Annotated in this window: 10 protein-coding genes and 3 tRNA genes; 6 read left to right on the top strand and 7 right to left on the bottom strand. The window is 41.6% G+C overall.

Translation table 11 applies throughout. The annotated features are described in order from the left end of the window. Window positions 1–84 precede the first annotated feature (84 nt). A complete protein-coding gene (locus B0183_RS10460; protein WP_021114390.1) occupies window positions 85–1,311 on the top strand; it encodes a uracil-xanthine permease family protein in 1,227 nt (408 codons plus the stop codon). Between the two features lie 84 nt (window positions 1,312–1,395). On the opposite strand, the gene B0183_RS10455 is transcribed toward B0183_RS10460, so the two are convergent. Next, the gene (locus B0183_RS10455; protein WP_021112983.1) at window positions 1,396–1,836 is read right to left on the bottom strand and encodes an NfeD family protein; all 441 of its coding nucleotides are present in this window, start codon (window positions 1,834–1,836) and stop codon (window positions 1,396–1,398) included. Between the two features lie 9 nt (window positions 1,837–1,845). Next, entirely contained in the window at window positions 1,846–2,745 is a 900-nt protein-coding gene (locus B0183_RS10450; RefSeq protein WP_404856822.1) for an SPFH domain-containing protein, read from the bottom strand. Window positions 2,746–2,883: 138 nt separating this feature from the next. Between B0183_RS10450 and alr the strand changes: the two genes are divergently transcribed. Further along, window positions 2,884–4,020 (top strand): alanine racemase, encoded by a 1,137-nt coding sequence (alr, locus tag B0183_RS10445; protein ID WP_021111673.1) that lies wholly within the window; start codon window positions 2,884–2,886, stop codon window positions 4,018–4,020. Window positions 4,021–4,109: 89 nt separating this feature from the next. Here alr and tyrS read toward each other — a convergent pair whose 3' ends face one another. The 5 genes from tyrS to grpE form a co-directional block, all read right to left on the bottom strand. Beyond that, window positions 4,110–5,300 carry a tyrosine--tRNA ligase gene (gene tyrS, locus B0183_RS10440; protein WP_021116369.1) on the bottom strand — a complete coding sequence of 397 codons (1,191 nt, stop codon included), beginning with the start codon at window positions 5,298–5,300 and terminating at the stop codon, window positions 4,110–4,112. Window positions 5,301–5,505: 205 nt separating this feature from the next. After that, window positions 5,506–9,498: an ATP-dependent RNA helicase HrpA gene (gene hrpA / locus B0183_RS10435; RefSeq protein ID WP_078208761.1), complete on the bottom strand. Its 3,993-nt coding sequence runs from the start codon at window positions 9,496–9,498 to the stop codon at window positions 5,506–5,508. A gap of 14 nt (window positions 9,499–9,512) precedes the next feature. Beyond that, a complete protein-coding gene (locus B0183_RS10430; protein ID WP_021114386.1) occupies window positions 9,513–9,965 on the bottom strand; it encodes a DUF441 domain-containing protein in 453 nt (150 codons plus the stop codon). A 63-nt stretch (window positions 9,966–10,028) separates the two neighbouring features. Then, entirely contained in the window at window positions 10,029–10,331 is a 303-nt protein-coding gene (locus B0183_RS10425; protein WP_035493656.1) for a CCDC90 family protein, read from the bottom strand. 96 nt (window positions 10,332–10,427) lie between these two features. Further along, window positions 10,428–11,027, bottom strand: a complete 600-nt coding sequence (gene grpE / locus B0183_RS10420) for a nucleotide exchange factor GrpE (protein ID WP_021114384.1) — start codon at window positions 11,025–11,027, stop codon at window positions 10,428–10,430. A 179-nt stretch (window positions 11,028–11,206) separates the two neighbouring features. Here grpE and aspS point away from each other — a divergent pair, with 179 nt between their 5' ends. The 4 genes from aspS to B0183_RS10400 all read left to right on the top strand — a co-directional run bounded on the left by aspS (window position 11,207) and on the right by B0183_RS10400 (window position 13,692). Further along, window positions 11,207–12,979 carry an aspartate--tRNA ligase gene (gene aspS / locus B0183_RS10415; RefSeq protein WP_078208760.1) on the top strand — a complete coding sequence of 591 codons (1,773 nt, stop codon included), beginning with the start codon at window positions 11,207–11,209 and terminating at the stop codon, window positions 12,977–12,979. Window positions 12,980–13,409: 430 nt separating this feature from the next. Then, window positions 13,410–13,486 (top strand) — tRNA-Arg (locus B0183_RS10410). 27 nt (window positions 13,487–13,513) lie between these two features. Further along, window positions 13,514–13,589, top strand: a tRNA-His gene (locus tag B0183_RS10405). A 26-nt stretch (window positions 13,590–13,615) separates the two neighbouring features. After that, window positions 13,616–13,692, top strand: a tRNA-Pro gene (locus B0183_RS10400). Window positions 13,693–13,821: the final 129 nt, after the last annotated feature.

Genomic DNA, 13,821 nt, shown 5'->3' with positions numbered 1-13,821 from the left:
AACGTTTGCGTTTTTCTATATAATGTTCGCCTGAGCTATGTCTTTGTAGCTTGGCGACTATCAAACATTATAGAGAGTTGAAAAATGACAACAGAAAATATCAGCACGCCTAAACAAGCGTTTGTTGGCTTACAAATGCTTTTCGTGGCGTTTGGGGCTTTGGTTCTAATGCCATTGATTACAGGCTTAGATCCTAATACAGCACTTCTTACTGCCGGTATCGGTACTTTAATTTTCCAAATCTGCACTAAAGGACAAGTTCCTATTTTCCTTGCTTCTTCTTTTGCTTTTATTGCACCTATTCAATATGGCGTTCAGCAATGGGGGATCCCTGTTACAATGGGCGGTTTGGTCTTTACTGGGTTAATTTATTTTGCGTTATCTGCATTAGTTAAATTTAAAGGTGTGGCAATTTTAGATAAATTATTTCCACCTGTTGTAGTTGGTCCAGTAATCATCATTATCGGTTTAGGCTTAGCACCCGTCGGTGTAGATATGGCTATCGGTAAAGGCACTGATATTCCTTATGCAACGGCAGTGACTGTTTCAATGATTACCCTAATTACCACACTAATTGTGGCTGTATTTACCAAAGGTATGATGAAACTTGTGCCGATTATGTTCGCAATTGTGGTCGGCTATATTGTGTCACTCTTCTTCGGTTTAGTGAATTTCCAACCTGTTTATGATGCGGCGTGGTTCAGCTTGCCAAAATTAACAACACCTGAATTTAAACTTGAAGCAATCCTCTACTTACTTCCAATCGCACTTGCACCAGCAGTAGAACACGTTGGTGGTATTATGGCGATTAGCTCTGTTACAGGGAAAAACTTCCTAAGCAAACCAGGTTTACACCGTACACTTTTAGGTGATGGCGTGGCAACATCTGCTGCTGCAATGCTAGGCGGTCCACCAAATACAACCTATGCGGAAGTAACTGGGGCGGTAATGCTCACCAAAAACTTCAATCCAAAAGTGATGACTTGGGCTGCGTGTTGGGCTATTGCAATCTCTTTCTGCGGAAAAGTCGGTGCATTGTTACAAACTATTCCTGGTGTCGTGATGGGCGGTATTATGATGTTAGTGTTCGGCTCTATTGCTGCAGTAGGTATGAGTACCTTAATTCGCGCTAAAGTAGATATGAGCGAAGCACGCAATCTCTGTATTGTGTCTGTGGTAATGACATTCGGTATCGGTGGAATGTTGATTAACGTGGGCGAGTTCTCACTCAAAGGCATCAGCTTATGTGCGGTTGTGGCAATTATCTTAAATTTAGTATTACCAAAAGAGAAAACTGAAAAAACAGAATAAATTCATTGGTAAAATTTAGAAAAATTAAACCGCTTGTTTTGTAAAACAAGCGGTTTTTTTCATCAGAATAATGAAGTACTGTCTTCACACAACACGAACAAACAAGGTAATGCCATCAACCTTTTCTACTTGAATGTTATCGCCAACTTTCAGTGTGTTGCCAATTACTCGCCAAGTCGTGTCACCAAATTTACCTCTTGCAACACCGCTGTCGAGTACTTCAACAACAGTACCCTGTAAGCCGATCATTGCGTGATCTCGAGCATTTAAATCGGCTTGTTGATCCTCTTGCTGATCTTTGCTGTGCTGGTATTTCCACCAAGCGAGGCTAAATAGAATGGCTAAGACCGCAAAAATAGTGGCTTGCCAGCCCAATTCGATATTAGGGAATAATATGAGTAGTATTGCAACAATAATCGCTGCAAATCCCCACCACATTATAAAGATCCCTGCAATGAGAGTTTCTAGAATAAGCAAAATAAAGCCAAAAATCAGCCAAGCAGTCCAGCCCGAAAGCCATTCCATATTTCCCCCTTATTTCTTATCGCCTTTAAGTAATTCAGCAATGCCAGCCACTGATCCGATTAAATTACCTGCCTCTAGCGGCATTAAAACAACTTTACTATTGTCGGCAGCACCAATTTCACGCAGTGCTTCAGTGTATTTTTGTGCAATAAAGTAATTAATCGCTTTAGTGTCACCGCTTGTAATCGCTTCAGAAACCATTTGTGTTGCTTTTGCTTCTGCTTCTGCCGCACGTTCACGGGCTTCTGCTTGTAAGAACGCCTCTTGTCGTTCACCTTCTGCTTTTAGAATACGAGCTTGTTTTTCCCCTTCTGCACGCAAAATTTCTGCTTGACGGATCCCCTCCGCTTCTAAAATATCGGCACGTTTATTACGCTCTGCTTTCATTTGTGCATTCATTGCTTCAACTAGCTCTTTGGGTGGACGCACATCTCTAATTTCAATACGCGTTACTTTGACACCCCAAATGTTTGTGGCTTCATCGACAATGGCTAATAATCTACCGTTAATCAAATCTCGCTGTGAAAGCATATCATCTAAATCCATAGAACCGAGTACCGTACGCATATTGGTCATCGTTAAATTGATAATTGCTTGTTCTAAATGATTAACTTCATAAGCAGCACGACGAGCATCGATCACCTGAACAAAGCAAACGGCATCAATTGCCACACTCGCATTATCTTTGGAAATCACTTCTTGTGATGGAATATCTAGCACTTGTTCCATCATATTGATTTTACGTCCAACCCTATCAATAAAAGGAATAACAATATTCAACCCTGGGGTTAATGTTTTGGTATAACGTCCAAAACGTTCTATGGTCCAATGAAATCCCTGCGGCACGGTTTTAATTGACGATAGTAAAATAGCAATAGTCAACATAACGAAGACGAAGGGTAAAATCATCAATTCAGATAACATCATATTCTCCTTAATATAGGTTAAACAATTGCCTATATATTAGTCTATTTTTCCTGAAATTCTAGGGGTTTTTACAATTTCAGCGTATAATTTCGAACATTTTCAAATAGATACTTTAAAACGATGAAACCAGCAACAGCGACGATCAACGGTAGTGCTTTACGACATAATATGCGTTTAATTAAATCTTTGGCTCCTCAAAGTAAAATTTGTGCGGTAGTCAAAGCTAATGCTTATGGGCAAGGTATTAGAGCCGTGATTAAGAATTTAGAAGATCAGGTAGAGGCTTTTGGTGTCGCTCGCATTAAAGAAGCATTGACTATTCAAGAAAGTGGCTATGCAGGTAAAATCTTATTGCTTGAAGGTTTTTTTGATCGTGAAGAATTATTAAAAACCCTTTCCCGTCGTTTCGATACTGTTATTCATTGCCTTGAGCAACTTGAACTGCTCGAAAATGTGGCTCAAGAGTGGCAAGCGGAAAAGCAGAAAGGTTTTTGGCAACGTAAAACCAAAATTTATTTCCCGATTACTGTTTGGCTTAAGATTGATACAGGTATGCATCGTTTAGGTATTCACCCCGAACAAGTTGCAGAATTTTATCAACGTTTAACCGCTTGTCCTCTCGTAGAATGTATTCACTTTGTCAGCCATTTTAGTCGAGCGGATGAGCTTGATTGTGATTATACCGAAAAGCAGATTGCTACTTTTGAAACGGTCAGTCAAGAGTACAAGGTTGAGCGTAGTATTTCTGCTTCAAGCGGTATTCTTTATTGGAAACAAGCCCATTATGATTGGGTGCGCCCAGGCATTATTATGTACGGCATTTCTCCACACTCAACGCCAATTGTTGATTTAGGTTTTAAACCCGTAATGACATTATCTTCTTCTCTAATTGCGGTTCGCAGCCACAAAGCTGGTGAGCCTGTGGGCTATGGCGGATCTTGGGTAAGTGATAAAGACACAAAAATTGGTGTGGTTGCCATTGGTTATGGGGATGGTTATCCTCGAAATGCCCCTGAAGGTACGCCTGTTTTTGTTAATGGGCGTAAGGTTCCTATTGTTGGACGTGTTTCGATGGATATGATGACCGTTGATCTTGGTGTTGATAGTCAGGATAAAGTGGGTGACGAAGTTGAGCTTTGGGGGGATAAACTTTTAATTGAAGAAGTTGCGGAAGCTATTGGTGTCATCAATTATGAACTTATTACAAAATTAACACCTAGAGTAATTATTGAATATAAAGAGAGTAATGCTATATAACATAAAGAGCTTAGTTTGAATTTAAACTAAGCTCTTCTGCTGAATTGAATAGTTTGCAATAAAGACTTTAGGTAGTACGATTTTGAGGATTAGTTAACAGTCACTCTCGCAAACTTACGTTTACCAACTTGATAAACAAAAGTCCCTTTCTGTGCGTTTTGTTTCACATCATCGACTTTTTCGCCATCAATTTTTACACCGCCTTGTTGTGCAGAGCGGATTGCTTCTGATGTTGAAGGCACTAAGCCTGCTTCTTTTAATAATGTCGCTAAACCGATTTCGCCTTCAAAGGTAAATTCAGGCATTTCATCTGGCATTGCCCCCTTTTGGAAGCGGTTGATAAACTCTTGTTCTGCCACATCTGCATCTGCTTCAGAATGGAAACGAGCGATAATCTCTTTAGCCAATAGAATTTTCACATCACGCGGATTTTTACCTGCTTCCACATCAGCTTTTAACTGTGCGATTTCGGTTAATGGACGGAATGAAAGTAAATTGTACCAATCCCACATCAGTTCATCAGAAATCGACATAATTTTGCCGAACATTTCATTTGGTGCTTCGGTCACGCCGATATAGTTACCAAGGGATTTCGACATTTTTTTCTCGCCGTCTAAACCAACGAGAAGTGGTAATGTCATTGCAACCTGTGGCTTCTGTCCTGCTGCTTTTTGTAACTCACGACCGATTAATAAGTTAAAGGTTTGGTCCGTACCGCCAAGCTCAATATCTGCTTCTAATGCCACAGAGTCGTGACCTTGCAATAATGGGTAGATAAATTCGTGAATAGCGATAGATTGATTATTGTTAAAACGTTTTTTGAAATCATCACGCTCTAGCATTCGAGCCACAGTATAGTTTGATGCTAGGCGGATCATACCAATAGTGCCTAACTCACCTAACCACTCAGAGTTAAACACAATACGGGTTTTTTGTGGATCTAAAATTTTATAGATCTGCTCTTTATAGGTTTCCGCATTGCGTAATACATCTTCACGAGAAAGTGGCGGACGAGTTGCATTTTTACCTGACGGATCGCCGACTGTTGCAGTGAAGTCACCGATTAAGAAAATCACTTCGTGACCAAAATTTTGGAATTGGCGAAGTTTATTTAACACGACTGTATGCCCTAAGTGAATATCTGGAGCGGTTGGATCTGCTCCAAGTTTTACGCGTAACGGACGATTTTCTTTTAATTTCTCAATTAAATCTGCTTCTGAATAAACATCTTCTATGCCACGTTTAAGTTCAGCGAGAACGGTTTCAATAGATTGTGTCATTATTATTCCTTTTACTATATGCGAAAAATACTGGCTATTATAGCGGAGAACGAAGAAAAAAGGCGAAAAAAACGCCTCATTTTGTGGGGGAATGAGGCGTAAGAGTTGGAGTGATTACCTATTATTTTTGAGGTGGCTAGATGATAATAATTATCATAAAGGTAGACAAGTTTGTTTACATAATTTTACAAATTTAAGTGGCTTTTCAAAATTTTATTATTTGGAGAATACTATTCAAAATCCGCTTATCCGAAATCGGGTATTTTGTGCCAAGCTGTTGGGCGAACAGGCTGACACGCAACTCTTCAATCATATAACGAATTTCCAAGACTTCATCTGAAATCGGTTTGGATTTTGGCAGTTTTGCCAACAGTTGTTGATAGGCGTTTTGCACCTGTTCCACTCGCAACATTTTGGCTCGGTCGGCATTGCTATCCACCACTAACTTATCCAACCGCTTGTCGATAGCGGTGAGATAGCGGTGTAAATCTGCAAGGCGTTTGTAGCCCGTTTTGGTGACAAAATCAGGGTAAATCAAGCCGTCAATTTGTGCTTTAATGTCTGACAGGGCAAATGCCATCGTGAAATCCAGCTTACCTTTTAGGCGTTTGTTGATTTCATAGGCAAGGGTGAGATTTTTCTCAACCTGTTTGGCAATCTCGACCGTGGTGTCGTTTAAATTCGCTCTAACGTAGTCGTGAAGGGCGTTAAATTTTTCTTCCGACCAGACAAAGCCACCAAACTCTTCCATCAATTTATCCACCGCACAGGCGATACAGTCGTCAATTAGCTCTAACACCTTGCCGAACGGAGCAAAATATAAACCGAGTTTAGCTTTATTCGGCAATTTTTCGTGCAGATATTTAATCGGCGACGGCACGTTCAACAATAATAATCGGCGTAAGCCTGCTTGCATTGCTTTGGCTTGCTCAAATTCCGTTTCAAACAGCTTGATCCCAACGGCATCTTTTTCATCGACAATCGCAGGATAGGCTTTCACGCTAAAATGCTGTTTTTTCTGTTCGTAAAATTGTGGCAAATCTGCAAAATTCCACAAATGCACACCGCTTTGCTCAATGCCGTCATCGGCAATGTTAGACAGGGTATTTTGCACTTCGTCTTTCAAGTTAAATTTTAGCTCATCAAGATTTTCACTTTCCGCAAGGATTTTACCTTTTTCATCAATCACACGGAAGCTGATCCGCAAATGCGGTGGCAGTTGGTTTAAATCCCACTGTTCAGGCTCAACTAAAACCCCTGTCATTCGGCGAAGTTCATAACTCAAACTTTCCAACAATGGTTTTTTAAACGGCTCTGCACGAGATAAAAACGCTTCCGCATAGTTTGGTGCGGGTACAAAACTACGGCGAATAGCTTTCGGTAGCGATTTAATCAATGCAATGATAAGCTCTTGACGTAGTCCTGGAACGTGCCAATCAAAGCCGTGCGTATCCACTTGGTTCAGCAACGGTAACGGAATATGTACCGTCACGCCGTCCGCTTGCGAGCCGATTTCAAATTGATAGATCAGCTTCAACTTAAGCGAACCTTGATACCAGAAATTTGGGAAGTCTAATTCGCTGACTTTGTTTGCATTATCATTCATCAAGAACGATTTTTCAAAGTTCAGCAGTTCAGGATCTTTCTGTGACGCTTTTTTCCACCAGCTGTCAAAATGTTTGCTGGAAACGACATCTGTGCCGATCCGCTGATCGTAAAATTCAAACAGCACTTGCTCGTCCACTAAAATATCTCGACGGCGAGATTTATGTTCCAACTCTTCGATCTCTTTGATCAAGCGGTTATTTTCTTTGAAAAATTTGTAATTATTGTGCCATTCACCTTCCACCAACGCTGAGCGGATAAAAATTTCACGGCTGACAACAGGATCGATTGCCCCATACATCACAGGACGGCAGGCGATAATCGGAATACCGTAGAGCGAGACTTTTTCATCGGCAACCACCGCCCCTTTTGATTTCGCCCAACGTGGTTCGCTGTAGCTGGATTTGGTTAAGTGTTTGGCAAGCGGTTCAACCCATTCAGGCTCAATTCGTGCCACCATTCGCCCCCACAATTTAGTGGTTCCAACCAATTCTGCCGCCATTACCCATTTCGGCTGTTTTTTGAAAAGCACGGAATTAGGGAACAGATAAAAATGTGCATTTCTTGCCCCTAAATAGTGCATTTTTTCGTTGTCTTTCAAGCCGATATGCGACAATAAACCCGATAATAAAGCGGTATGAATTTGCTGATAATTTGCAGGTTCACTGTTAATCGGCAAGCCCATTTCACGCACCGCAAGGCGAAGCTGATGATAAATATCCTGCCACTCACGCACTCGCAGATAGTTGAGATAATCTTTTTGGCAGAGCTTACGGAACTGATTTTTGGTGAGTTCCTTTTGTTGCTCTTGAATAAAATGCCACAGGTTCACAAAGGCTAAAAAATCGCTCTCTTTGTCGGCAAAACGGCGATGTTTATCATCTGCCGATTGCTGTTTTTCCTGCGGACGTTCACGAGGATCTTGAATAGATAACGCCGATACGATCATCATCACTTCGTGCAAACTACCATTTTTCGCCGCTTCGATCACCATACGACCTAGACGAGGATCGATAGGGAATTGGGCGAGTTGGCGACCGATGTTGGTTAGTTGGAAACTTCCCTCCCCCCGTTTACGGGGGGAGGTGTCCGCAGGANNCCCCTCAGGGCTTCGCCCAGCTCCCCCCGTAAACGGAGGGAGCGAATGTTTTGCATTTTTTATGGCTTCTAATTCTTCCAAAAGACGAATACCATCTTGAATATGCCGTTGATCTGGCGCATCTACAAACGGAAACGAAGCAATATCCGTCAAACCCAACGCCGCCATCTGCAAGATAACCGAAGCCAGATTTGTCCGCAAAATTTCAGGATCGGTAAACTGTGGACGGGCGTTAAAATCGTCTTCCGAATACAAGCGGATACATATCCCCTCCGAAATACGTCCACAACGCCCTTTACGCTGGTTGGCGGAGGCTTGGGAAATCGGCTCAATCGGCAAACGCTGAACTTTGGTGCGATAGCTATAACGGGAAATGCGAGCCGTTCCCGTATCAATCACATATTTGATATTTGGGATCGTCAGCGAGGTTTCCGCCACGTTAGTCGCTAGAATAATGCGGTTTAGATTGCTTGGATTAAAAATGCATTGCTGTTCTGCGGCTGATAAACGGGCATATAACGGCAAAATTTCCGTATGGCGAAGTTCCTGCTTCTGCAAGGCTTCGGCAGTATCACGAATTTCTCGCTCGCCGTTCATAAAAATCAAAATATCGCCCCGACCTTCTGCTTGCAGTTCGTCCACTGCATTGAGAATGCCTTGTAGTTGGTCTTGATCCTCTTCTTCCACAATCGGGCGATAACGCACTTCCACAGGATAAGTTCTGCCCGACACTTCGATGATTGGTGCGTTGTTGAAATGTTTAGAAAAACGTTCAACATCAATGGTTGCCGATGTGATGATCACCTTCAAATCAGGGCGTTTTGCTAAAATTTGTTTGAGATAGCCGAGAATAAAATCATTGTTAAGCGAACGTTCGTGGGCTTCGTCAATAATTAGCGTATCGTATTGATTGAGATAGCGGTCGTTTTGGATTTCGGCAAGCAGAATACCGTCCGTCATCAATTTGACAAGAGTGTTATCGCTCATCTGATCGTTAAAGCGGACTTTATATCCAATAGTCGAACCCAGTTCCGATTTCAGCTCTTCGGCAATGCGTGTCGCCACCGAGCGAGCTGCGATACGTCTAGGTTGCGTATGCCCGATTAGCCCTTTCACCCCACGCCCTAGTTCCAAACACATTTTTGGCAACTGTGTAGTTTTACCCGACCCTGTTTCCCCAGCAATCACCACCACTTGATGTTCGGCAATCAGTTTTAAGATCTCGTCACGGCGAGCGGAAACAGGCAGATCAGGGTACTCAATATTCAGTTGTTCTGATTGTTGTTTACGCGTGAGATAGCGACTTTTACAAGCGGTCAAATCCACCTCAATTTCTGCAATGATGGCTTGTTTAGCGTTTTCATTTTTGATATTCGCCAACCCACGAACACGCCTGGCTAAACGGCGAGCATCAATTAAAGTGGTATCTTGCAGTTGGTTAAGTAAGTTTTTTTGTTCTGCTGTAAGCGGTTGGTTTTTATGTTTTTTTTGCATATTTCAATGGTAAATTACGATTTTCCTATAATGAGCGACAAAATCCCAGCCGCAATTAACGGACCAACAGGTACGCCTTTTAAGAAAGCAACACCGATAATAGTGCCGATTAATAACCCTGTGACTAGCACAGGTTGGTTGCCCATTAGGGTTACGCCACGTCCGCCAAGCCAAGCAACTACTATGCCAGCAATAATAGCAACGATCATTTTCCAATTAATCAGTTGAACAAGTTCAGGCAAGGCAATTCGCCCTGATACAAGAGGGGCAAGTACGCCGATAGTCAGAATGATAATGCCGATTTTGATACCGTATTGATCGAGATAAGGCACATATTTTGCCAATAATGTTTGCTGCATAATCAATAGGACGGCAGCGGAAATGGTTACAGCACTATTTTGGCTGAAAATACCGAGTAAGATAAGTGCAACAAGCAGTAGGGCAACAAAATTAAATTGTAGTGACATAGGTTTATTTAAGGTGAAAATCCCTTACTTGATAAACAAATAAGGGATTGTGTTTTTCTTTGGTTAGTTGATAAATCGCATTAGTCCCATAATCAAACTCATTGCTGCTACAATGATACCTGCCATTTTGTACATCGTATCTGTGAGCCGAGTTTCTAACTGAGCTAATTTTGTATCAAACTTTGCTTCCATTTGTGTCATTCGTAGCTCAAAATCAGCCTTACTTAATAAAGTTCGTTGGCTTTGTTCAAGAGCGTCATCTAATGCATCAGCAAACGCCTCTGCAACCTCAGGTGGTTGATTAGCTTCTTGTAGCTTTTTTACAAAGCGAAGTTTATCAAATCGAATACTCATAGTTGCGTCCATTTTTTTATTCCCTTTGTGATTAGTGTTATCAAAAAATAACATAAATCACGCAGGTATTTGGGGCTAATTTTGTGATCGCCGTCGAAAAACAGAAAATTAACTAGCGACCATTACCATTGCTGGACGGATAACACGTCCGTGTAGCGTGTAACCTTTTTGTAAGACTACACTAATATGGTTAGCTTCAATGCCTTCAGCTGGTTGCATTGAAATTGCTTGGTGTAGCTCTGGGTTAAATACTTCACCCACCACGCCGACTGCTTCAATACCAAAATTATTTAAGGTTGAAACTAAGCCTTTATGGGTTAATTCTATGCCTGATTTTACGCTTTCATCTACCCCTTCAAGAGCCTGCAAACCACGCTCTAGGTTATCAACGACAGTCAGCATCTCTTTAGAGAATTTTTCTAAGGCAAATTTATGGGCTTTTTCTACATCTTGTTCTGCACGACGACGGATATTTTCGACTTCCGCTCTTGCACGCAGTTGAATATCTTGTTCACGTTTATCCGCTTCAGCAATATAGGCTTCTAGCTCTTGTACACGAGCAATCGCTTCTTCAAGCGGATCGATTTCATCATTTTGTTGCAACTCAGGTTCAACGTTTTGTGTTTGAGCTTCCTGAGCCTCTTGTGCTAATTCAGTTACTTGGCTAACGTCTTGTTCTACTTGTTCTTTTTCAGTTTGGTTTGTCATTGTGTATCCTCAAATTTTGACTTCGCAAATTTTTGCACTAAAACGACCGCTAATATAGCGACAAATTACGGGATTTCAAGGCTTAAATGATTATTTTCCATTGTTATCTGTTTTCTTTGGTCTGTTTTCGCTATAATCGCCACAATTTTTTCCAAATTTTATAAGAAGGATAACTAGATATGATGCGTTCTCATTATTGCGGTGTGTTAAACCGTACTCACGTTGGTGAGCAAGTAACATTAAGCGGTTGGGTACACCGTGTGCGTAACCTTGGTCGTTTTATTTTTATGCAAATTCGTGACCGTGAAGGGATCGTGCAGGTTTTCTTTGATGAGAAAGATGAAGCCTTATTCAAACAAGCCTCTGCATTGCGTGCGGAAGCCTGCGTGCAAATTAAAGGTGAAGTGATTGCTCGTGATACATCTCAAATTAATAAAGAGATGGCAACAGGTGAAATTGAAGTGTTGGTCAAAGAACTTGTGGTGTATAACAACTCAGAAGTGCTACCGCTCGATTTCAATCAGAACAACACCGAAGAACAGCGTTTAAAATATCGTTACTTAGATTTACGCCGTCCTGAAATGGCGGAGCGTTTGAAAACCCGTGCAAAAATTACCAGCTTTGTTCGTCGTTATATGGACGACAATGGTTTTCTGGACATTGAAACTCCAATGCTCACCAAAGCAACTCCTGAAGGTGCGCGTGACTATTTAGTGCCAAGCCGTGTGCATAAAGGCAAATTCTATGCGTTACCGCAATCACCGCAATTATTTAAACAGTTGCTCATGATGTCAGGTTTTGACCGCTATTACCAAATCGCCAAATGTTTCCGTGATGAAGATTTGCGTGCAGATCGTCAGCCTGAATTTACCCAAATCGATGTGGAAACCACCTTTATGACCGCCCCTGAAGTACGTGCAATGATGGAAAAAATGATCCGTGGCTTGTGGTTAGATCGCTTAAATGTCGATTTAGGCGAGTTCCCACAAATGACTTTTGCAGAAGCAATGCGCCGTTTTGGTTCAGACAAACCTGATCTGCGTAACCCGTTAGAATTAGTTGATGTGGCGGATATTCTAAAAGATGTCGAATTTAAAGTGTTCAGTGGCCCGGCCAACGATCCTGAAGGGCGTGTTGCGGTAATTCGTGTGCCGAATGGTGCGGAAATTACCCGTAAACAGATTGATGAATATACCCAATTTGTTGGGATCTATGGAGCAAAAGGCTTAGCGTGGGCAAAAGTGAATGATGTAAACGCTGGCTTAGAAGGCTTACAAAGCCCGATTGCTAAGTTCTTAACTGATGATGTGGTTAAAGCGTTACTCACTCGTATCAATGCACAGAACGGCGATATCATCTTCTTTGGTGCGGACAGTGAAAAAGTCGTTACGGATGCAATGGGTGCGTTACGTTTGAAAGTAGGACGTGATTTAGGTTTAACGGATCTCACCGCTTGGAAACCGCTTTGGGTTGTCGATTTCCCAATGTTTGAAAAAGATGATGAGGGTAACTGGTCAGCAATGCACCACCCATTCACCGCACCAAAAGATTTAAGCCCTGAAGAGCTTGTGCAAGATCCAAAAGGTGCAGTAGCAAATGCTTACGATATGGTGATTAACGGCTATGAAGTAGGCGGTGGCTCTGTGCGTATTTTCGACCCAAAAATGCAACAAACGGTGTTTGGTATTTTAGGCATTAACGAAGAAGAACAAAAAGAGAAATTCGGCTTCTTACTTGATGCGTTAAAATTCGGCACACCACCACACGCAGGCTTGGCATTCGGTTTAGACCGTTTAACAATGCTAATTACTGGTACGGAAAATATCCGTGATGTGATTGCCTTCCCGAAAACAACGGCTGCGGCTTGCTTGATGACCGATGCACCAAGTTTCGGTAACCCGAAAGCGTTGGCGGAGTTGGCAATTCAGACAACGGTGGAAAAAGAATCGTAAGCTGTATCCGATTTGAGAGTGTGGGTTTTTTTGCACTATTTAATTATTAAGGGCTGACAATGGGTTAGAGCCAGAGTCAGCTTTTTGTTCAATTAAAGTATTCTTTATTGAGTGTTGTGATGATATTTAAATTACTTAGGATAATCTTCTTTTACAGGATTGTATTTTTGCCTACGTAAGATATACATAATATTATTTGGGATAATTTATGCTTTTTGAGGACTCAGTAAACTTTGCTTTTTGCCTGTACTAATGTAAGTCTTAAATATAATATTTGTTGCTTAGTATTTCTTTTTTTCATATTTCTAATAATTAATAGACATTTTGAATAAATTAAGAGCACACAAGAAAATTTTTTAAAAAAGTGCTAGACAAGCGAGAGTGAAATCACTAATATACGCCTCCGTTGCGACGCAGTACTGAAAACAACGCGTTCGTAGCTCAGTTGGATAGAGCGTTGGCCTCCGGAGCCAAAGGTCGCAGGTTCAAATCCTGTCGAGCGCGCCAGAGGTAATGCAATATCGACTAGAGATGGTGGCTATAGCTCAGTTGGTAGAGCCCTGGATTGTGATTCCAGTTGTCGTGGGTTCGAGTCCCATTAGCCACCCCATTAAATATATGCAGTAGCATATCAGACGGCGAGTAGCGCAGCTTGGTAGCGCAACTGGTTTGGGACCAGTGGGTCGTAGGTTCAAATCCTATCTCGCCGACCACTTTATTTCGTTCTTTAACAATTTATCAGACAATCTGTGTGGGCACTTGTTGATTGACTTTGTTTAAAAATATTTTTTAATTTTGAAGTCTTAATAGGTGCTTAACTTGAAATTCATTTTTACTTAAAA

This window comes from Glaesserella parasuis (genome assembly GCF_002015085.1).
Taxonomy (GTDB): domain Bacteria; phylum Pseudomonadota; class Gammaproteobacteria; order Enterobacterales; family Pasteurellaceae; genus Glaesserella; species Glaesserella parasuis.
The sequence above is the reverse complement of the archived record's forward strand: the minus strand, read 5'-3'. Positions and strand labels throughout refer to the sequence as shown.

Coding starts and splice junctions, on each gene's coding strand:
- alr (WP_021111673.1), top strand. CDS start 2,884: ATGAAACCAGCAACAGCGACGATCAACGGTAGTGCTTTACGACATAAT.
- B0183_RS10425 (WP_035493656.1), bottom strand. CDS start 10,331: ATGGACGCAACTATGAGTATTCGATTTGATAAACTTCGCTTTGTAAAA.
- tyrS (WP_021116369.1), bottom strand. CDS start 5,300: ATGACACAATCTATTGAAACCGTTCTCGCTGAACTTAAACGTGGCATA.
- B0183_RS10430 (WP_021114386.1), bottom strand. CDS start 9,965: ATGTCACTACAATTTAATTTTGTTGCCCTACTGCTTGTTGCACTTATC.
- B0183_RS10455 (WP_021112983.1), bottom strand. CDS start 1,836: ATGGAATGGCTTTCGGGCTGGACTGCTTGGCTGATTTTTGGCTTTATT.
- B0183_RS10450 (WP_404856822.1), bottom strand. CDS start 2,745: ATGATTTTACCCTTCGTCTTCGTTATGTTGACTATTGCTATTTTACTA.
- aspS (WP_078208760.1), top strand. CDS start 11,207: ATGATGCGTTCTCATTATTGCGGTGTGTTAAACCGTACTCACGTTGGT.
- B0183_RS10460 (WP_021114390.1), top strand. CDS start 85: ATGACAACAGAAAATATCAGCACGCCTAAACAAGCGTTTGTTGGCTTA.
- grpE (WP_021114384.1), bottom strand. CDS start 11,027: ATGACAAACCAAACTGAAAAAGAACAAGTAGAACAAGACGTTAGCCAA.